Raw genomic sequence first — 20,404 nt, forward strand, 5'->3', positions numbered from 1 at the left:
CGCCTCAGGGCGGCTTTGTTCGTTCTGGGCCAACCCAATCATCGCTGAAAGTGCCCCTTCCAGTTCGGTCTACACGCTATCCTGTTTATGTTGGACCGAGACACGCTCGATCAGGCCCCGGATGATCACGTATTTCAGGATCGGTTCATCGCCTCGGCGGACAACAAAAGACACATTATTGACAGGGAGTTTGGCCTCGGGTTGCGATAACTCTAGAGGTGGCTCACGCTCGCAGTTGTCGGCAAGAAAGGTATTCAGGCGCTTCCCGCTAGATAGCGCATTCTGCACGATTTACCAGCTTCCAAGACTCTGCTCGACCGGTGCGAGAGCACGGCCCATCAGAATAGAGGCCGCAATCATGGCTCCTGCGCTGATTTCATTTTGTAAAACGAGCCAGGCGCCAACCGCCAGATTTGCAGATTGAAGGAAGAGCCCGAATGCTTTGCTACTGGCGGTGAAAGGGCCCGTCCAATCGGTGGCAGCGATCGTACGTTTAACACCTTCCGCTCGCATGTCTTGCCACCGCTTTACCATTGCTTGCGACTTGCCCTGTGCCCAGATGAGTTCGCCCCCTTCTTCGGCTTGAGCCGCGAAGCGATCTGCCCGGTGTGAGAGCCCGTTGGCCTCGGTAAGCCTTTGTAAGTTACGAATTGGTTAATGAAAGCGACAGCGATCAGAGTCATGCCGCCTGCGCCGGCCATCCATCCCAGATAGGGATGGAAGATAAAAATGCAGCCGATAAAAATGCGGGTTCATGGAAGATCAAGTAGCGACAAGAGAACTGGAGCTGTGAAGAAAGTTCGAATTGAGGCCAGCGCGTCGAGCGGGGCGGTCTGCTTATGTTGTCCACCATGTACGGCGGTGTCTTCAAGTACGGCTCGGAAAACGGACTCGTCGAAAGCCGTTTGAAACCGGGCACCGGCACGCGCAGCGATGAGTCCGCGGGCAAACTCGATGAGCCCGTAAAACAGGTAAAGAATCGCGACAAGACCGAACAAAACAACCAGGGTTTCCTCTGACCGAGAGGCAAGCACCCGGTCATAGACCTGAAGCATGAAGAGAGGCCCTGTCAGCATCAAAAGGTTGGTGAAAATGCTGAAAACGATGACCGTTGCGACAAGCCGACGAATATGCGGTCGGATCTTCTTAGGTTTGTCGCCACCGGTAGTCGAAACCACAAGAGATGCCCGCCAATACATTCTGTAAACGACAGTGGTTTTAAAAACGGCTCCATCCCAGCACAAAATAGGTAGGGTTCTCAAGGAAATTTCCCTAAAGGAGTCGCGAGGGTGTCATTGCAAACTTGTCTGCTTTGACCTGAAGTTGGCAGCCTCCTAATATCGGTCTCAATTATCCCGATTATTCCGCAGAAGTTTTACCAACCAAAGCCCTCCCTCGTCTCAAACCTGTTCATTCCGACAGAGCCAACGGCGCTTACTGTGCTAAAATTGCAGATTAGGCGACCCCGAAGACTACATCGTCACTTGTCAGGTACAGAACATTATCAAGATGGATTGAGCCACCGGAATACTCTACCAAAACCCCAGAATCCTGCGTCGTGACTGTCAGGTCGTCGATCGACGTCTCTGGACCGCTGAATGCAAGTACATCTTGTCCGTTCGTGAAATCAGAAATCTGGTCATTTCCGTTGGAGCCGTAGAAGTCGAAATAGTCATCTCCGTCACCGCCGAACAAGACATCATTTCCGCCGCCCCCGAAAATGTAATTGTCGCCATCATTGCCAACTATCGTATCATCGAAAGAAGAGCCAATAGCGTCTTCGATCTCTGTCCCGTGAGCGATAGCAATGTTGTTGCTACCTGACTGGCTAACGGTACTAAATGAACCCTCGCGCAAATCGATTTCAACGCCATGCGTTGAAGCTGAGAGGTCGATGGCATCACGCCCACCCGCATCCCAGATAATTTCAACAGTCTCGGACAACGCATCGAAGTCATATACGTCGTCGGTTGTTCTAGTCAGCACCTCGGGCATCGGGAATGGCAATAACAATCTTAACGGTAATGCCAATCACGGCATTGATGGTGAAACGACATCGGGCGGAAAGGTGGATGAAAGCTTCGTCGTCGATCCAACCGGCTTTAACGTCAGCGCCGTGAAGGTCTTCATCGACAACTCTGTAGGTGGGTATGATAACCCGCCAGAGGATCTGTGGTACATGATCTACTATAGCGATGGCACATTCTCAGAGAATCCGATTGAGGTCTTGGACGGCGATCTGTCGCCCGAAGCCGGTGGTCAGGAAAGTTTTGTCATCGGCGATCCAATGGGTCCGAACAACATCGACGCGATCCAGCTCTTTATGGGTCAAGGGACCATCAAGATCCCGGTCATCGAGTTTACGACCTCGCAGGAGTTCACCCCCGAACCCTTACAGATGACCCTGAACGCGACGGAAACCGACGGTGACACGGATACGGACACCGACGGGTTCACCATCGACCTAGATACGGTTGCCTGACGAGGTGATGAAACGTGCAGATCCGGCGCCTTGTCGGGTCTGCACATCCTCACAGCCGTACCAAACCCTTGTTACAGAGTGCCACGTTCATGAATACCAATCCCGATACAAATATCGTCGACACTACCAAGAAAGCCGTGAAACGGCTTTTCCCGCCGTTGCTGATCGTAAGCTGTGTCGTAAACCTGCTACTTCTGGTGAGCGCAATCTACATGCTTCAGATCTATGACAGGGTTCTGACCACCGGGTCTTTCGACACCCTGGTCTGGCTGACGGTTGTCGCACTTTTTGCGCTGATCATTTACGGAATACTAGAGCAAGTACGACGGATGATCTTAGGTCGTGCAAGTTTCTGGGTTGAATCAGAACTCAGCGAACCGACCCTCAGAAAAGCCATGTCTGACCGGCTGACTGGCGGCAACCCAAAGGCCAGCCTGAACGATGTTGCCAACCTCAGGTCATTTCTGGGCGGAGACGCAGTCCTTGCCTTTTTTGATGCACTCTGGACACCGATCTTTATTGCATTCATTTGGTTACTCCACCCTGGACTTGGTGTCTTTGCGCTTTGCAGTACTATCGTTCTCTTTCTGTTTGCGCTTACAAATGACATTCTGACACGCAATCCCAACAAGGAAATAAGTGCCAAGCTTCGCCAAAGTGATACGGCAGCGCAGCAGTTTCTTGAGAGTGGTGAAACCATCCGCCCTCTGGGAATGGGTGATGCCTTGCTTGGTCGTTGGCAGTCTTTTCAGGCAGGTGCCCGACGTGAGCACCAGAACCTGAAGGAAAAAACCTCGGGCCTTGTCAGCGCATCACGAGCGCTACGCCTTGCCTTGCAAGTCATGATACTGGGACTTGGCGCGTATTTTGTCCTTCAAGGCAATCTGACTGCCGGAGGGATGATCGCTGCCTCAATTGTTCTGGGCAGGGCACTTGCTCCTATCGAGCGTTCAATAAGTGCTTGGAAAGGTTTCGTGGCAGCGCGTACCGCTATCACCCGTCTCAGGGATCACTTTGCGGGTGAATTTGCTCCCGATTATGAAGTCAACTTACCAAAGCCTCTCGGCCAATTGCAGGTGGAAGAGGTCTATTGTCTCGCACCCTATTCGGGCGAACCGATTCTGGAGAACATCTCTTTCGCTCTTGAGCCCGGCGAGACATTAGTCGTTTTTGGGCCTTCCGGTTCGGGCAAATCGACCTTGTGTCGTTTATTGGTCGGAGCCTGGCAACCAACACGCGGCCATGTAAGGCTTGACGGTGCAGACGTCGGAAATTGGAACCCCGAAAATCTAGGGCCGTGGCTGGGCTATCTGCCCCAAAATGTAGAGCTCTTTCCAGGCACCGTAGCCCAGAACATTGCCCGAATGCGAGACGTCGACGACTCGATGGTAATCAAGGCCGCCAAAGAAGCAGGAGTTCACGATCTCGTTTTGCGGTTACCACATGGGTACGAAACAGACGTTGGCTTGCACGGCGGGCGTATCTCTGGTGGTCAAAGGCAAAGGCTGGGACTTGCTCGTGCTCTACTGGGTGACCCGTCGTTTATCGTCTTGGATGAGCCCAGCTCGAACCTCGATCAGGAAGGCGATGCAGCCCTTGCTGCAGCTCTTGCGCGCTCCAAGAATCTTGGTCGCACCGTCGTAGTTGTGACCCATCGTCCCGCGGGGCTCAGGACTGCAGACAAAGTTCTGGTTCTCAAAGACGGATCTGTCGCCGCATTTGGCCCGCGTGAGAAAATTTTGCAGATCAGAGGCCAAGCTCCAGCCTATCAAACCGTGCGGACGGTGCAATCTAGCAGCGGCAACAACGCAGTAGCAGAGTAAGGTGGTTCGCCAATGAGTTTTTGGGAAGAGTTACAGGAAAACGTGAAGGCTTTCTGTGCTTCGGTGCTTGATGGCATTTTGGGTTCAATTCCAGCCGACTGGTTGGATTGGATCTTAGAAAAGCTACCACCCGCCGTTGACCCGAGGTGGATCGCGGCAATTATTTTATTGCTCACGTTGGTGCTTCTGACATTACTCCTCCGCTCAATTCGACACAAAGCGGTCACAGACTCAACATCCAACCTTAGAGATCTCACGCGCGCGCCGCTTCGCACGGGGTACATCGTCGCAATCGGGCTGGTGTTTGGTTTGGTGACCTGGTCATTCAGCGCCCGGCTGGAAGGCGCAGCCATTGCACCAGGAGTAGTCAGTCCAGAAGGGTACCGCAAAACCGTTCAACATCTGGAGGGCGGAATCATAAAATCTATTCACGTGAGGGAAGGGGACAAGGTGACCAAAGGTCAGGTTCTTTTAACTCTCGACGACGTGCAGGCACGTGCCCGACTTGACGAATTGGTAAAGCGGTACACGCACCTGCTGGCGAGGGTCGCCCGCCTCAAAGCTGAATTAGACGGTTCCGAAATATTGGTCGTCCCGAACAGCGAGAATGTATCCGATGAAGCTGAATTAACACGCGCAATTTCCGATCAACAAGAACTTCTGACGCGGCGAATTACGACACAAAAAGGCCGCGACAACATACTGCGCAAACGCATCAAACAGCTCGACGAAGAAAACCTCGGACTTAAGAAAACGATCGTCGGCTTGGACGAAAAAACACATTTAATTGAGGAAGAAATCCAAGGTGTAACAAGCCTGCTGGGGAAAGGTCTAGAAAGGAAGTACCGACTACTGGCCCTGAAACGCGCAGCCGCAGACATCACGATCGAGCGTGCTACCAGTAAAGCGCAGATCGCCCGCAACAATCAAAAGATCGGTGAAACCGAATTGCAATTACTGGCCATGGTTCAGCAGGAGATAGAAGACTCCACCATGGAATTGTCGGAAATGAAACGTACTCTAGCCGAGTTGGAAAGCGAAATACGATGGCACAGGGATGTGGTCGATAGAACGGAAATACGCTCTCCGATTGAAGGTAAGGTAATGAATGTGCGGATCACTACTCTTTCTGGGGTCGTCCGAAACGGTGAACCGATCTTGGATATCGTACCTTCAAAGGTTCCTTTGATAATCGACGCCCGAGTCAACCCGATTGATATAGATGTCGTAAGTATTGGTATGCCTGCCCGTATTCATCTTACTGCGTATCAACAACGCAACATGCCACAGATATTCGGTTTGATGCGCTCAATTTCCGCAGACCGCATAGTCGACGAAAATACAGGGCAACCCTATTATTTGGCAAAGGTTGAGGTTTTACCTGCCGAACTCGCAGATTTACAGGACGTCGAACTCGTCTCAGGAATGCCCGTAGAGGTTATGCTGCAAACCGGTGAAGCAAGCGTTGCCGACTATGTAATCGGGCCGCTTTTGAGTTCAATCCGACGTAGTTTCCGGGAAAACCACGACAGTTAACAACGTTTTGGTGATACAAGGTCGGTAGTACTCAAAACATGTTTGAAAATTTTTTGTTGTTTGCTTGGTTACTCTTCAAAACAGCGAAACCACCACTCCAATTCTAAGGCAATTCTTGTTGCTTAAACTCCAAATGCTAGAGAAATCCCAATCCGCGTTTGTATTATGGAACTTGCGGCAGATTGCCATGCTGGCGGTAATTGATCTTAACTGTTCACAACTGCAAGCCAAGTAACTGGTGACAAGCGAGGAGTTTGCAGGGACCGATCTAGCTCCGCTACACCCGCATTTGTCATAAGACAATATCCGGCCCCCGCTCCTTCCCCCCGGTCTTGCGGGAGAAGGCCCTTTGCTTTCAGGTTCGTATCTGCGCGATGCCTTTTATCGGAGGCCAGCCGCTTCCCCGCAGGCTTCTCACCTGCCCCGCTCTGACCGCGCACGGTCTCGGCGATCCCCGGTTCGACGAGCGTCTGAAGACGACCGTCGACCGGTGGGTTCCGTAGTCGCGTTTCTGCACCGGGCCAGAAGGAGCCGCGTCGGTGCGGGATGGGGTAGTCCCCGAACCATAGTTCACAATTGGAGGCCGGTCGTGAACGTACCGTGGTCACCGCTTTTTTTGATTGTTCACCAGGGAAAGCAGCAAGAATAAACCGGGCGCAACGGAGACGGGGAGACCCATCCCAACCCGGAAAGTCGGATTTTACGCTCTTGCTGACTAAGTGTATTGATCTCCATTTTTTGGGGATCCTTGTGTTTCGCGCGGCCGCAAGTTGTACAAGTCGTAGCTGGTGTGACGCGCGACAGCCCTCCAATATCGAAGGCCGCTCGACACAGAATCTAGCCAAATTGTTCTCTTCCTGTTCTTTTGTTGATGTGCAACCTTGGAAGGGGTCGCCGTGTCTCAATCAGCGCTTTCTGAGCAATCAGTACCGCCTTGTTGCACGTAAGCTTTTGGACGCGCGACCAGACCCTAGAGTGTGGCAAACGGAGAATAAAATGAGCGCTAACGCGGACAGCGGTCTGAAGAACAATCGAGACGTTGCACATACTGAAGTTGACTATTCCGTCTATCCGCACATGGATGGGATCAAGTGCTCGATGTCATGGAAGCTCGGCAGTTATGGCGAACGCGGTGCTCTATCTGATGACATGATCGGGAGCTTGGCTGAACGGTTTGGCCTGCCAACTAAGCTCGTACGCGAACTCTCTATGCTTCTTGGGAACTGCCTCAATAACGACGACGACATCGCAATCAACCTGACTGAGGTCCGTCGCTCGCAAGCGATTGTACGAGGTCAAAAGCACCTCAAGACACTCCTGCGGGAAGCCAAGCGGGGCACAATTACTAGACAAGAACTCCGGAACGCATTGGGCTCGCTTTCGACTTATTTCGTATCGACGCCAGAAGATGCAGACCTACTTCCGCAGCTCCTCAAAAAGCTTGAGACCGCAACGACACTTACTCAGGATGTCATCGATGACATTCGACGCATCCATGGGACACCTGGTGCGGTTGCGGAGATGTCGCCGCGAGACAAGCGGTTCTCGCGCGACAAACGCCGTCAGTACATCTTCGAGAGTTGCTGCCATATCTGGAAAGATGCCGGTCGCCCTCTGACCTACACGACATACTCAGACGGTCGTCCAGGAGGACAACGGCAAGGTCCGCTCGTCAACTTTATCCAGGCTGTCGTGAAGATGATCACCGAGCCGGGGCAAATCCTGAGCGGTGAGACGATCCGCGTGGACATTGACGGTTTTCGCGACAAGCTTGAGCGCGAAGAGCAAGAGCGTTGGGCGCCGCCGGAATTGGGCAATCAATACACTTAGAATGAGCAAGCCCGCGTTGTCATGGTCATGGCATGACACGCGTTCCTGCCACACCCCCTTCTGACGACTACGCGCGCAAGCAGGTTGAGACAGCGATTGACCAGTTGGTCCGATTGCTGGCTGCCCAGGCAGTACGGGAACTGGGCCGGGACGCCTCTGACCAAAAGGAGGCGCATCAGTATGCCACAGATCAATGCGAAGAAGAGCCCACCCCGCAAGCTTCTGACGGTGAAAGACGTCGCTGAACTGGACAATTGCTCGGAGAAGACGGTGCGCTGTGCGATTGCGGCTGGCCTGCTTGAGGTTATTCGGGTCGGCCCTGGCGGACGCCTCATCCGCATTGATCCGGCAGCTCATGCCGCCTACCCCTTCGCGATGGATTTTTCTCGCGTAGCGACAAGAGGAAGAATTCGAGATGCGGGGCGTTCCGACAAACTCGGATTCAGAGGCGTCCGCGACCTTTATTTGATTAATTGAGGAGAGAGATTGATGTGTGAGATATTCTATATCTGTCCCCTACGAGGACAAGGCATGTCCACTCAAAGCCTGTCTCCGACATTTGAGACAGGAATTACGATAGCGAGATTGACCTAAATTACACTTGTGTTTCCCAAGGAGGCTTTGCGCCAATCTCTGCAACCAGAAAGTCCATGAACACCCGCACTTTTGGGGATAATACGTTGGACTTGGGATAGATCAGCCACAAAACACTGTCTTCGCTGGCTTCAAAGTTTGGAAGAACACGCACCAAACGGCCTGACTTCAGTTGTTCATGCACGCTCCATCTAGCATTTAAGGAAATACCGGCCCCCGCTAATGTGGCGCGGACTTGGCTTTGACCGTCATCGATAGTCAATTGGCCTTTGGCTGATGCGGGATCAAAAAAGGCGTTTTCGCCTGCTGGCCCTGTCAGTGGCCGAGGTTGGAGGTTTTGGAAAGCGATCAGACGGTGGCTTGTCAAATCGGCTGGTGTATCAGGAACGCCATGCGTATCGAGGTACTGCGGTGCAGCACATAGAATGCGCTGGTCATCAGCCAGTTTGCGACCCTTCAGACTGGTGTCGACAAGTGGCGCGTTCCTAAGGGCTAGATCATAGCTTCCTTCGATCAGGTCGAACTGCACATCCGACAGGCGCAGATCGAGCATGAGATCAGGGTGCTGTTCAAGAAACTTAGGCAGTATTGGCGCGATGTAGAGCTGTGCGAAACTGCTTGGCGCCGTAAAACGCAATGTGCCCTTGATCGTTGCCATTTGCCTACCCAATGCAGCAAATGCCGCCTCTTCCTGCGCAATGATTTCACGTGCGAAAGGCAGGAAATTCGCTCCTTCCACCGACAACGACACTTTGCGAGTCGTGCGGTGCAAAAGCTCAATACCGAGGTTCTTCTCCAACTTGGCAAGCCTTGCGCTGGAGACCGCTGGGGCCATGCCCAGGTCACGCCCCGCCGCGCTGATGTTCAGAATGTCTGCTGCCCTAATAAACAATCGAAGAGCGTCTGTGTCCAAACCCATTATATCCATTTACCGAATTATAAATACATTATTGGGCAGTTTATCTGCAATTTGATCGAGTTTAAATCTCTTTCACAGATACAGTAAAGCTTAGGCACGAGGCGCAAATGGCACGGACGGCCACGGTTAACTACCATGTTCACAAATCCTACCGACAAGCCTTTGAGCTTGATGCTGGCGGGATCGCTGGCAACCTGATTTGCCCTGAGCTGGTCGCGACATCCGTCGTGCTAGCAGACAACCGTACAACGACCTCGTCGGTTTCATTTGCGTGCGATGCCGTTGAAATCATGCCCCTCGAAACGCAGGTCCGAGACTTTGCAGGCGACAGCTGGGAACCGTTTTACGATGCGGAGCTCAAGGCCATGCTGCAGAACAGGCTCGGTGCGAGAGAGGTCGTGGTTTTTGATCACACTGTTCGGGTGGATGACCCCGAAGCAATACGTAAACCGGCGCGCAATGTTCATAGCGACTACAGCAAGGACGGAGCCGAACAGCGGCTTGTCGACTTGCTGGGCGCCGAGGCCGCAACGGAGTGGGCGCAAGGTCATTTTGCCTTTGTCAATGTATGGCGTCCGATAGAGCATCCGATCAATTCAGCACCACTTGGGTTCGTTCGCCCCTCTTCAATTGACCCGTCGGACTGGATTTTATTGGACCTGATCTATCCCGACCGCACGGGACAAATCATGGGGCTGGTGGGCAACCCCAAACATGAGTGGATCTATCAATCCAAGATGACGCCGAATGAGGTCGCGGTCTTCAACATCTATGACAATCAAGGCCGGGCTTCGATTGCTCATAGCGCCCTCGACATGGTCGAGGATCCAAACATCAATACCGTTCGCAAAAGCATCGAAAGCCGTACTTTGGTGCGCTATTAGGGGAGGGGCAGACATGTTGGATGAAACGCAGCTGTCTGGGTTTGAGCAAATAAATTTGGCCTACAACCAAGTGTTCCGTCCCGGACGACTGAGCATTGGCCTTGTGCTGCCTCTCGAAGCTTATGCCGTCGGCGCAGAGCCGACTCTACGGGAGCACCTAGAAGCGGCTCAGAAAGCCGAGGAACTTGGGTTTGCGGCACTTTGGCTACGGGACGTGCCCTTTAATGTTCCAAGCTTCGGTGACCCCGGGCAAGTTTTCGATCCATTTGTCTATTTGGGAGCTTTGGCAACGGCGACGGATCGGATTGCGCTTGGAACGTCCAGTGTGATCCTGCCATTGCGTCACCCCGCTCATGTCGCCAAGGCAGCAGCGACAGCAGATGTGCTCTCGGGCGGGCGGTTGCTTTTGGGTATCGCTTCCGGTGATCGGCCCGAGGAGTACCCGGCGATGAACCAGGGCTTTGACGACCGGGGGGCACGGTTCCGCGATAGTTTTGGGTACATCCGCGCGGTTGGATCGGCTTACCCCACGCATGAAAATGCACAGGGCAAACTGAATGGCGGGATTGATCTATTGCCAAAGCCGCACGGAACGCGCCTGCCGATGCTCATTACGGGTGGTAGCCAACAAACACCTGATTGGGTAGCGCAGAACGGAGATGGTTGGATGACATATCCGCGCAATGCGGCGGCTCAGGGTCAAGTCATCACGGATTACCGCAGGCGTGTGAAGGCGGCAGGTCAACCGGACAAGCCGGTCATGCAATCGCTCTATGTCGATGTTGTTGCCGACCCTGCTGCACCTCCGCGCCCAATCCATCTTGGGTTTCAGTCTGGAACTGATTTCCTACGCAACTATCTGCGCGAGATTGAAACGCTCGGGGTCAATCACGTCGCGCTGAACCTAAGGTTCAATCAAGCGCCAATCGATACAACCCTCGAACATCTGGCGGACACTGTGCTGCCTGACTTTTCCTGAAGGATCAGACTGATGACCAAGACTATTCTCATCACGGGTTCAACCGACGGCATTGGCCTGCTGACAGCTACGAAGCTGGCTGCCGATGGGCACAAAGTGCTCCTCCATGGACGCAATGCATCAAAACTGGAGAGCGCTGCTGCCGCGGTCGGAGACGATGTCGAAACCTATGCCGCTGATCTCAGCAATCTCTCCGCGGTTCGAAAACTCGGCGAAAGCGTACGGGCCAGACATGACAAACTGGATGTGTTGATAAACAATGCAGGTGTGTTGAAAGCCCCGCAAACCGTGTTGGAAAATGGCCAGGACATCCGCTTTGTGGTGAACACGTTTGCACCGTATCTTCTGACCAAACTGCTGCTGCCGGTTATTCCTGCCGACGGGCGCGTCGTGAACCTGTCATCTGCGGCACAGGCCCCGGTGAACATCCGGGCCATGCAGGGCAATGTGCAACTGGCGGATATGGAAGCCTACGCCCAGAGCAAGTTGGCGATCACCATCTGGACCCGTGAATGGGCCAAATCGCTGTCCAATGCACCTGTGATGGTTGCCGTAAATCCCGGATCACTTTTGGCCTCAAAGATGGTGAAAGAAGGCTTTGGCCTGGCTGGCAACGATATGAACATTGGCGCTGATATCTTGATTGACGCAGCCTTGGGTGTGCGGTTTGCTGACGCGTCAGGAGCCTATTTCGACAATGACAGTGGGGCTTTCGCTGATCCGCATGCCGCAGCACTCGACGAAAACCACGCTACCGATGTCATGAACACCATCAAAGACTTGATCAGCCAAACGGGCTGATCATCTGGGCGCTAAAACGCCACGAACTTCCACCTTTAACATTCCCTTACCCCTCGCGCGTGCCGCGTCGAGGCCCAAGAAAGGACGGCCTGATGAAATACGAGAACTTTCAAACCTTTGACGTAAATGTTGAACACGGCATTGCCACGGTTACCTTCAACTTTGGCTCTGTGAACGTGCAGGGCCAGGAAATGCTGGCCGACTTAAACAGTCTGGCCATGCGGTTAGAGCGGGACCGCGAAACCAAGGTCGTGATCTTTCAGTCGGCCAACCCGGAAATCTGGGTCTGCCACTACGATACCGAGTTATTGAAGGACATGTCGACCGAAGCTGTTTCTCGCGGGGACGCTCAGCTTTTGGACCTACAATCAGTTTGCGAGCGGATCAGCAAGGTGCCACAGGCGACCATCGCAAAACTGGAAGGGTTTGCGCGCGGTGGCGGGCACGAATTGGCCTTGGCGTTGGATATGCGATTTGCCGCGCGGGGAAAATACAAGTTCATGCAGATGGAGGTCGGAATGGGCATCCTTCCCTGCGGCGGTGGCGCCTCGCGCATGGCCCGTCAAACCGGCCTTGGCAAAGCGCTTGAGATCATTCTGAGTGCACAAGACTACGACGCAGATGATGCCGAGCGTTTGGGCACTATCAACAAGGCTTTGGAAGCGGATGAAATCGGCCCGTATGTGACCGCGCTGGCCGAACGGATCGCACAATTCCCTGCAGAGTCGATCAATGCCTGCAAGCAGATGGTCTATGAGTCCATCGACAAGCCCATCGATGAGGCGCTGAAGGCCGAAGCCTATTGGTTGTATCAGGCGACCAGCAAAACTCCGGCCGTAAAACGCTTCATGATCGCGGATGAACAAGGTTTGGAACACGACATCGAGAACCAGCGCAAATGGGGCGATCTGGTGATGCAGGTGCAAGACATCAACTGACCACCCACAAGACAATGATCTCGTCAGGCGTGCGCGGTTTCCACGTGGGCCTGACACCATTTCACAAAAGGAAAACCTCAACGAAAGCTATGGTTGTCAACTCTTAAGGACCAGATGCGCTATTCGGGCTTGCTGAAATACCAGACCTGGTCGTTGCGATTGGCGACGGTGTGAAAGGTTTTGCCGTAGGTGATGAGGTGTACGGCCGTGCAGGTGATTTGATGGACTTACCGGGCTCATTGGCAGAGAACTTTAAGGCAGATGTTCGTCTGGTTGCACACAAACCCAAGACCCTAAGTATGCGGGAAGCCGCCGCGCTGCCTCTCGTCGGCATCACCGCCTACGAAGGGTTGACCCGACGCGGCGAATGATACTGCGCAGACAGTTTGGTTCTTCAAGCGGCTTGAAAAGATCAGTCCGTTAACATCTCCGAGAGCTCACCTGCGCCTTTTTGCAGGATGTTCAGAAAGGACAGCAGGCTGTTGACGTCGTGACGTTGGGTTGGAGCATGCACCGAAAGTGTGCCTACCAATCTGGCTTGTCCATCACGAATGGGCACAGCGATGGCCGTCATTCCGGCCATGAACTCCTCATCATCCGCCGCGTAACCATTCTCAGCGACTCTACGGATTTCCTCGCGTAGTGCTCTAGGGTTCGTCAGGGATCGTTCGGTCTGCGGTTGTAAATTGCCAGCAGAGAGAAACCCATCCAACGTCTTCTGTCGTAGAGTAGACAGGTACATCTTGCCACTAGCTGTGCAATGGAAGGGCACCTGGGTACCGATCGGCAATTGGATGCGAAGCGGCCATTTCGTTTCAACCCGGTCGAGGTAGATCATTCCTTCCCGGTCCGGGATGGCTAAGTTACACGTCTCGCCGACGTTTTCGGCGACGCTGCGCAAGATAGCCAAACGCGCCGTACGAAGGTGTTCGGAAGACATGGTATTGACCGAAAGCAACCGCAGCCGGTACCCAGGGCCATACGAGCGACCATCTATATCTCGCTGCAGGAAACCTTCGGCCTCTGCGGTTTGCAGCAGACGGTGGATTGTGGGCTTCGCCAGTCCCAATGTCTCGATCAGGTCTGCTGGTTTGACGGCGACCCCACGCCGCGCCACCTCCTCGAGGATAAGAAGAAGGCGCAGGTTGGTCGGGATCTGAGTTTCTTTGTCTTGTGTTTCCGTCTCAGGCATCCCGCAACATTCTAGTTATTTGGCAGCAGTATCAAGGCCAGATCGGGCACCAGAGACACCAAAATCCACACCGATAGCAGCGCCGCCAGATACGGCACCGTGTAGCGTAGCAACCGGAAATACGGCACGCCGGTCACGCCGGAGGCGACGTAGAGATTCAAGCCGTATGGCGGGGTGATAAAGCCAATGGACGCGCCAACAAGAAAGATCACCGAGAAATGGATCGGATCAACGCCGACCGAGGCCGCAATCGGCGCAAGGATCGGGGCCAGAATGATCGTGACTGGCAAGCTTTCCAGCACCATGCCCGAGAAAAACACGATCACCATCGAGGTGAACAAAACCGCGTGGTAGCCGCCCATTGAGGTTACAAAGCTCCCAATGGTTTCTTGCGCACCCAAAAGGGACAGAATCTGCTGCATCACTACGGAAATCGCAATCAACGGCGCAAGGATACCGGTGATCTGAGCTGACCGGATCACAATTGACGGGATCTCGGGGATCGTGAAACCTTCGACCACGAACATCTCGGCATAGCTTTTTTCGGTCGGTGAAACGTTGCTGCGCGCGCCCATTAGGCGGTTGATCGGATAGCTGACCAAGCCTGCGATCACGCAAAAACCGACTGTCACACCGGCCGCTTCGGTGGGTGAGAATTTACCGGTGTAGATGCCCCACAGAACCAAACCAATGGCAAAGAAGCCAAGCCAAGCACCGAACGCGGTTTTCAACACTCGGTTCAATTGCAGCGGGATCAGATGCCCCCAGCCATTCATGCGGCAGATGATCCAGCAGGCGAACTGCATCCCTATGACCATAAGCGCACCAGGAATTATGCCGGCCACAAACAGCTCAGATATCGGCAGGTTCATCAAGAATCCGTAGACGATAAAGATAATAGACGGAGGAATGATGATCCCTACAGTTCCACCCGCAGCTGCGGTGGCAGCGCTGAAGCGTTCATCATAGCCACCTTTTACCATCTCAGGGTGCAGCATCGACCCGATGGTTGCTGTTGTTGCCGAGTTGGACCCCGAAATTGCCGCGAACAGCCCGCAGGCCCCCAACGAGGCCATTGCCAAGCCGCCGCGTATCCAGCCCAGACAGGCATAGGCAAAATCGCTGAGGCGCCGCGCAATTCCTGATTTGTTGATCAGGTCTCCAGTCAGGATGAACAATGGCATCGCCAGCAGGGCAAACCCTTTGTTGAAAACGTTCAGCAGTTCGGCGCCCATATTGTCCAGTGTCAGACCGAGGACAAAGGAACAGCCGATGACCCAATAGCCGATCACCAACAGAACTGGCACGCCCAGCATGAATAGAAACGTAACCCCAAGCGAGATCAGTGTGACCATAGTTCCGTCTGTCATCAGTCTGCTCCGATCACGGCCTGCTGAATCAGCGGCTTGCCTGTTGTCCAGTTATGCAGATCGTCGGCGAGGTTCTGAAATACGCGTCCGACCATCAGAAAGAAAGACAGCGGCGCGGCCAGAAGAAACCACCACTGCATGACATTGTCAGTACCCAGTACGATCTGGAAATTAGATGCAGAAAGCGCCACCAGCCGGGTCGTGGTGACGATGACGATCATCGCGAAAATAAACCACAGAACCGCATCAAGGATCAGGCAAGCCAGCTGACCTGCCCTCGGCATCGCAGTGCGGAATTCGCTAAAGCTCAAGTGCGTACGCAGGCGTACGTTGTAAGACGCCCCGAACCAAGCCATTACCATGAACAAAAGTGGCGGAATGGTCGTTGACCATGGCTCTTGATCATTAAACACAAAGCGGTCGATCACACCCCAGAAAATGATTAGCGCAATGGTAAGATACGAATAGACCATCACGGATCGTTCCAGATGGCGCTCTATAAAGGGCACCTTTCGATAGACCAGCATGACCAGAAGCCCGCCAAATGCAGAAACCACTGCACCCAGTACCCAAGCAGCGTCAGATTCCAGAGCGGATTGAATCTCGAACGAATCCTGGCTGAGAAAGGCGCTGAAGATCGCGCCTATGTCTGCGCATAACGACATGTACCCCGTCCTCCCAGTCGGTGTGTTTTTGGAACCGGCCCGATTGGGGCCAGTTCACATCAGCTTATCAGGCTTGGCCCATCCACCAACGGCGCGGCTCGACGTTTTCCGGCAGGGTGTCAGCCGGAATTTCACGCGCGATATCGTAAATTTCCTGATACGTATCGATGCCGCCAGCCCATTTGTTCAGACGTTCACGCCACTGTGCCCAAGGCTCAGGGTTATAGTTCGGGGCGCACATCTCTTCGGCCAGTTTGATCTGATCGTCGGGCAGGAAAGCGGGACGCACGCCGTTTTCGGCAAAGATCGTGTTGGGCAGTTGCGGGTCCGAGAATCCCACGGTGTTCAGCAGCGCCGCCTCATTCGCGCCCTGAATCAAAGCCTGTGTGAAATACGAGGACTCCATCACCGCGTCCTGCAACTCGCCGCCGAGACCGTCGAAGACCTTGGCTGACATCGAGGTATGCTCGGTGCCACAGAAGAACTTCAGGTTCACCGACTGCGAAACCACTGGTGCCATGTTGGCGTAAGCCACGGCCGAAGCCCAGGTTTCGGCCCCGTCGATCAGACCGGTTTTCAGGGCGTCCAGCGTTTCTTCCCACGCGACCGGTACCGGGTTCAGGTTCAGCAGCTGCATCGCTATCCGCCCCAACTGCGTGCCTGTCACGCGGTTCTTGGTGCCGAACAGCTCTTCCAGTTTGGTCACTGTAGGCTTGTCGGCAAACGACGAGCCCATTTGCAGGCCACGCAACTCACAATGCGTAAACAGAAACTTCAGCCCATGCCGTTTCTCCAGGGGGTCGCGGAGAATGCGCTGGCTCGCAGGGCTGTAGAAGAAATGGTACTGCGCCGCACGGCTTGGGAACATATAGGCGTAGTCCAGTACGTTCAGATAAGGCGCACCACCAGCCGAGTTCTGAGTCGAAGCGGCGTAGATATCGACGATTCCCTGCTGGGTTTTTTCAACACAGCTGAGCTGACCACAGATCTGGTTGTCGCCGATGAACTCGATCCGAATCTCACCGTCTGTGCGTTCTTCCAGATCGCGCGCGAACTCGATGGCCCCGGCGCGTTCGATCAGAAGGTTGCGGGTGTTGAAGCCCGAAGCACCGAATTTCAGGGTGTGTTTAGGCTCTTTCGAAAAGCGCTTTTCATAGGTTGATTCTGCGGCCTGAGCCAGATTCGCCAGACTCATCGCCCCTCCGAACCCACCTGCTGCCAGCAACGTGGAACTCATTCCATAACGACCAGCCACGCGGAAGAAATCCCGCCGCGAAATCCCACTTAGTTTTTTACCGATCTCCATTGCTTACCTCCCTGATTGCAATTATTGAGACGTTTTGTATCAAAAAATGCTAGTGTAATTCTTGCATCTTGCATAGAGTTTTTTCAACGGCACGAGGAGGAGGCAGTCATGGAAGTGGATTATGCGGTTGTGGGCGCTGGGTCTTCGGGCTGCGTCATTGCCAACCGACTCAGCGCCAATCCTAACACGACTGTTGTACTGCTCGAGGCTGGTGGCCGCGATACCAACCCGTGGATTCACATCCCTGTCGGCTATTTCAAAACCATGCATAACCCCTCGGTCGACTGGTGCTATCGCACCGAACCTGACCCGGGGCTGAACGGGCGATCCATCGATTGGCCGCGCGGCAAGGTGCTGGGCGGCTCGTCTTCACTGAACGGGTTGCTCTATGTCCGTGGACAGAAAGAGGACTACGACCGCTGGCGACAAATGGGCAATGAAGGCTGGGGTTGGGACGATGTCCTGCCCCTGTTTAAGCGCTGCGAAGATCAGGAGCGGGGTGAAGATGAATTTCATGGCGTTGGCGGGCCCTTGTCCGTGTCGAATATGCGTATTCAACGCCCGATCTGCGACGCATGGGTGGCCGCAGCGCAGGCGGCGGGATATCCGTTCAACCCAGACTACAATGGTGCAGAACAAGAGGGGGTGGGGTACTTCCAACTGACCACCCGCAATGGCCGCCGGTGCAGCGCTGCCGTTGCCTATCTGAAACCCATCCGGGATCGACAAAACCTGAACATCATCACGAACGCTCTGGTCACGCGCGTGGTTCTGGAAGGGAAAAAGGCAACCGGTTTGGTCTACCGAGACCGTTCTGGCGCTGAGAAGAACTTGACAGTCCGACGCGAAATCATCCTGTCCGGCGGGGCCATAAACTCACCACAAATCCTGATGCTTTCAGGAATCGGGGACCCAGAACACCTAAGGGAAAATGGCATCGAGCCGCTACACGCCCTACCAGGTGTCGGCAAAGGGTTACAGGACCACTTGCAGGCCCGGCTAGTATACAAATGCAATGAGCCGACGCTGAATGATGAAGTCCGCAGCCTGTTGAATAAGACGCGCATCGCCCTGAAATACGCGCTGTTCCGTGCAGGCCCTATGACCATGGCCGCCAGCCTTGCTACCGGATTCATGAAAACCCGCCCGGATGTAGAGACGCCCGACATTCAATTCCACGTTCAACCCTGGTCCGCCGACAGCCCCGGCGAGGGCGTACATCCGTTTTCAGCCTTCACCATGTCGGTTTGCCAGCTGCGTCCGGAAAGCCGGGGAGAGCTACGTTTGGACGGCCCGGATCCGTCTAAACACCTAAAAATAATACCGAACTATCTGTCCACTGAAACGGATTGCCGTACCATTGTCGACGGAGTGAACATCGCGCGCGAAATAGCCAAGCACAATCCCTTGGCCTCGAAGATTTCAGAGGAATTTCGGCCAACAGCTCAGCTGAGTTGCGACGACTATGAAGGCACACTGGAGTGGGTAAGATCAAACACCGCATCAATCTATCATCCCACCGGCACTTGCGCGATGGGAAGCACCGAAGCATCGGTCGTAGATGCAAAACTAAAAGTACACGGAATAGCGAACTTACGAGTAGCCGACTGCTCGATCATGCCGGAAATCGTGAGTGGTAACACCAATGCGCCAGCCATCATGATCGGCGAAAGAGCCAGCGATTTAATAGGAGCGGATGCCTGAAGCAACAATTAAGGGCAAGGTGCTTGACCCTCGGTTTGATTGCTTCTTTCTCTGGAAAAGAAAGAAGACCAACGATGGGTCTCACGTCATTTACTGCGGCACCATCTTCTTTGGGATGGGATTCAACTGTTCAACGTGATCCAAAAAAGTCAATTCACGTCTGCCCACAGTTTCAGCAATTCGCCAACTTGGCAGACAGCGAAGAGCTGCCAGTCTTCTACGGGGATTCCATCAATTCTGCCACAAGGTCCGCGTTGCGGTATCAGACAGCAACTGGCTTTCGCACATGACGAGTAGCAACTCGTTGCCAATCGAGACCTTCAAACAGCGCTTCAAGTGTAGATTTTGAAGTTTCCGGATGGCGAGATCACGAGAGCGCTTGGATCAAAGAGATAAGGTTTGATACTGGATGGTAGGCTGGCACGGTAATCTTGAGTTTGTTACTACGCAGAACGATCTCGGAAGGAACATCAGGCTCGACCGGATTCTCTTGAACGACGATCTCGGAAAATACCCTTTCCTCCCAGAGGTCGGTTGTCATACGTCCTGCGCGTTGAACGTCACTTCGCCACTTGTAAACCTGCGATTGCGAGACGTTGAATGTTTTCATGATCTCGCGGACGCTCAGTTTACCACAGTCCATCTTTTCGTTTATGAAGCGTTTGAAGCTAGGTGGCCAAACACGACGCCCACCGGCATGCACGTCGATTTTGAAGCCGTAGACTTCGAAAGATCGGGTTTCGAACCCCATGGAGGCGCTTACGTTGGTTGGGCAGCTATTCGGGGATGATTTCAAGGAAAGCGAGCGCAGGAACGGTCAGACGCTCCGGGCAAGGCGTTTGGGGGACACGAACCTCTGTGGTTGGGTGTGGCGGCGTATGGTCCGATGTGGCGGTTTGAACGTCAGAAGCTCAACCAAGCCAAGAAATTAATGTGGCTAGACGAGGCGGCTTTTGGTGGGATCTGGAAATTCTCGAACTGATTGAAATAATTAAAGATTTGTGATCACTGAGGATTTGGATTTTCAGCCGTAAAAGTTGTACACGGATATGCACTCCTCAGACGGGCTGACCTTGGTAGAAACTCATAGAAGAATGGTAGCTTCGCGCAAGCAATCAACTCATGATGTCCAGATGTGCAACTCAGGGCGCAAAACCTGAATGACTGATTAGGTGACGAACAATCGCGTGATGCGTGTGGAGCAAGGCGTAATGTGACGGAGAACAAGGATCGCTTTACGGCTGAGGAGGCAAAGAGACTTCAGACCGCTAAAGAGCTAGAAGGTCATCTTGGCTCAGAGCCACTAGGTTCTGGCCTCATTGATTTACAGCCAGAATAGCACGTTTGCTGCTAGAGCGATGGCCGACAGGAAGACTTTTGG

The 20,404-nt window shown here is 53.8% G+C and carries 20 protein-coding genes; 11 read left to right on the plus strand and 9 right to left on the minus strand.

Annotated elements, in window-relative coordinates:
- Positions 1 to 291: 291 nt before the first annotated feature.
- The 3 genes from AC2FF7_RS21715 to AC2FF7_RS21725 all read right to left on the minus strand — a co-directional run bounded on the left by AC2FF7_RS21715 (position 292) and on the right by AC2FF7_RS21725 (position 1,995).
- Positions 292 to 513 (minus strand): hypothetical protein, encoded by a 222-nt coding sequence (locus AC2FF7_RS21715; protein WP_496906319.1) that lies wholly within the window; start codon positions 511 to 513, stop codon positions 292 to 294.
- Positions 514 to 752: 239 nt separating this feature from the next.
- Positions 753 to 1,262, minus strand: a complete 510-nt coding sequence (locus tag AC2FF7_RS21720) for a type I secretion system permease/ATPase (protein ID WP_480870700.1) — start codon at positions 1,260 to 1,262, stop codon at positions 753 to 755.
- Positions 1,263 to 1,455: 193 nt separating this feature from the next.
- A complete protein-coding gene (locus AC2FF7_RS21725) occupies positions 1,456 to 1,995 on the minus strand; it encodes a M10 family metallopeptidase C-terminal domain-containing protein (RefSeq protein ID WP_496906320.1) in 540 nt (179 codons plus the stop codon).
- 73 nt (positions 1,996 to 2,068) lie between these two features.
- Between AC2FF7_RS21725 and AC2FF7_RS21730 the strand changes: the two genes are divergently transcribed.
- From AC2FF7_RS21730 to AC2FF7_RS21750, 5 genes are all read left to right on the plus strand, one after another.
- Complete coding sequence (locus AC2FF7_RS21730; protein ID WP_496906321.1) at positions 2,069 to 2,482, plus strand: hypothetical protein; 414 nt, start codon at positions 2,069 to 2,071, stop codon at positions 2,480 to 2,482.
- Between the two features lie 89 nt (positions 2,483 to 2,571).
- Positions 2,572 to 4,305, plus strand: coding sequence for a type I secretion system permease/ATPase (locus tag AC2FF7_RS21735; RefSeq protein ID WP_496906322.1), 1,734 nt, complete (start codon positions 2,572 to 2,574; stop codon positions 4,303 to 4,305).
- Positions 4,306 to 4,317: 12 nt separating this feature from the next.
- The gene (locus AC2FF7_RS21740) at positions 4,318 to 5,841 is read left to right on the plus strand and encodes an HlyD family type I secretion periplasmic adaptor subunit (RefSeq protein ID WP_496906323.1); all 1,524 of its coding nucleotides are present in this window, start codon (positions 4,318 to 4,320) and stop codon (positions 5,839 to 5,841) included.
- Between the two features lie 996 nt (positions 5,842 to 6,837).
- On the plus strand, positions 6,838 to 7,671 hold the full coding sequence (locus AC2FF7_RS21745; protein ID WP_496906324.1) for a hypothetical protein: 834 nt from the start codon (positions 6,838 to 6,840) through the stop codon (positions 7,669 to 7,671).
- 180 nt (positions 7,672 to 7,851) lie between these two features.
- Positions 7,852 to 8,148, plus strand: coding sequence for a helix-turn-helix domain-containing protein (locus AC2FF7_RS21750; protein ID WP_496906325.1), 297 nt, complete (start codon positions 7,852 to 7,854; stop codon positions 8,146 to 8,148).
- Between the two features lie 118 nt (positions 8,149 to 8,266).
- On the opposite strand, the gene AC2FF7_RS21755 is transcribed toward AC2FF7_RS21750, so the two are convergent.
- A complete protein-coding gene (locus tag AC2FF7_RS21755; RefSeq protein WP_480870497.1) occupies positions 8,267 to 9,178 on the minus strand; it encodes a LysR family transcriptional regulator in 912 nt (303 codons plus the stop codon).
- A 113-nt stretch (positions 9,179 to 9,291) separates the two neighbouring features.
- Between AC2FF7_RS21755 and AC2FF7_RS21760 the strand changes: the two genes are divergently transcribed.
- The 5 genes from AC2FF7_RS21760 to AC2FF7_RS21780 all read left to right on the plus strand — a co-directional run bounded on the left by AC2FF7_RS21760 (position 9,292) and on the right by AC2FF7_RS21780 (position 13,157).
- Positions 9,292 to 10,068 (plus strand): CmcJ/NvfI family oxidoreductase, encoded by a 777-nt coding sequence (locus tag AC2FF7_RS21760; protein WP_480870466.1) that lies wholly within the window; start codon positions 9,292 to 9,294, stop codon positions 10,066 to 10,068.
- 13 nt (positions 10,069 to 10,081) lie between these two features.
- Positions 10,082 to 11,047 (plus strand): LLM class oxidoreductase, encoded by a 966-nt coding sequence (locus AC2FF7_RS21765; RefSeq protein WP_480870469.1) that lies wholly within the window; start codon positions 10,082 to 10,084, stop codon positions 11,045 to 11,047.
- A gap of 12 nt (positions 11,048 to 11,059) precedes the next feature.
- On the plus strand, positions 11,060 to 11,848 hold the full coding sequence (locus AC2FF7_RS21770) for an SDR family NAD(P)-dependent oxidoreductase (protein WP_480870472.1): 789 nt from the start codon (positions 11,060 to 11,062) through the stop codon (positions 11,846 to 11,848).
- A gap of 92 nt (positions 11,849 to 11,940) precedes the next feature.
- Complete coding sequence (locus AC2FF7_RS21775; RefSeq protein ID WP_480870475.1) at positions 11,941 to 12,786, plus strand: enoyl-CoA hydratase/isomerase family protein; 846 nt, start codon at positions 11,941 to 11,943, stop codon at positions 12,784 to 12,786.
- Between the two features lie 170 nt (positions 12,787 to 12,956).
- Positions 12,957 to 13,157, plus strand: a complete 201-nt coding sequence (locus tag AC2FF7_RS21780; protein ID WP_480870478.1) for a hypothetical protein — start codon at positions 12,957 to 12,959, stop codon at positions 13,155 to 13,157.
- A gap of 41 nt (positions 13,158 to 13,198) precedes the next feature.
- On the opposite strand, the gene AC2FF7_RS21785 is transcribed toward AC2FF7_RS21780, so the two are convergent.
- From AC2FF7_RS21785 to AC2FF7_RS21800, 4 genes are all read right to left on the minus strand, one after another.
- Positions 13,199 to 13,978, minus strand: coding sequence for an IclR family transcriptional regulator (locus AC2FF7_RS21785; RefSeq protein WP_480870482.1), 780 nt, complete (start codon positions 13,976 to 13,978; stop codon positions 13,199 to 13,201).
- A gap of 11 nt (positions 13,979 to 13,989) precedes the next feature.
- Positions 13,990 to 15,348 (minus strand): TRAP transporter large permease, encoded by a 1,359-nt coding sequence (locus AC2FF7_RS21790; protein ID WP_170356766.1) that lies wholly within the window; start codon positions 15,346 to 15,348, stop codon positions 13,990 to 13,992.
- Positions 15,348 to 16,013, minus strand: a complete 666-nt coding sequence (locus AC2FF7_RS21795) for a TRAP transporter small permease (RefSeq protein ID WP_496906326.1) — start codon at positions 16,011 to 16,013, stop codon at positions 15,348 to 15,350. The genes AC2FF7_RS21790 and AC2FF7_RS21795 overlap by 1 nt, the downstream gene beginning before the upstream one ends.
- A 67-nt stretch (positions 16,014 to 16,080) precedes the next feature.
- Positions 16,081 to 17,319, minus strand: a complete 1,239-nt coding sequence (locus AC2FF7_RS21800) for a TRAP transporter substrate-binding protein (protein WP_480870488.1) — start codon at positions 17,317 to 17,319, stop codon at positions 16,081 to 16,083.
- Between the two features lie 108 nt (positions 17,320 to 17,427).
- Between AC2FF7_RS21800 and AC2FF7_RS21805 the strand changes: the two genes are divergently transcribed.
- Positions 17,428 to 19,023: a GMC family oxidoreductase gene (locus AC2FF7_RS21805; protein ID WP_496906327.1), complete on the plus strand. Its 1,596-nt coding sequence runs from the start codon at positions 17,428 to 17,430 to the stop codon at positions 19,021 to 19,023.
- A 367-nt stretch (positions 19,024 to 19,390) separates the two neighbouring features.
- Here the strand turns inward: AC2FF7_RS21805 and AC2FF7_RS21810 are convergent, their stop codons facing one another.
- Positions 19,391 to 19,774: a transposase gene (locus AC2FF7_RS21810; RefSeq protein WP_480870494.1), complete on the minus strand. Its 384-nt coding sequence runs from the start codon at positions 19,772 to 19,774 to the stop codon at positions 19,391 to 19,393.
- Positions 19,775 to 20,404: the final 630 nt, after the last annotated feature.

It is taken from the genome of Ruegeria sp. YTSC325, assembly GCF_059609525.1.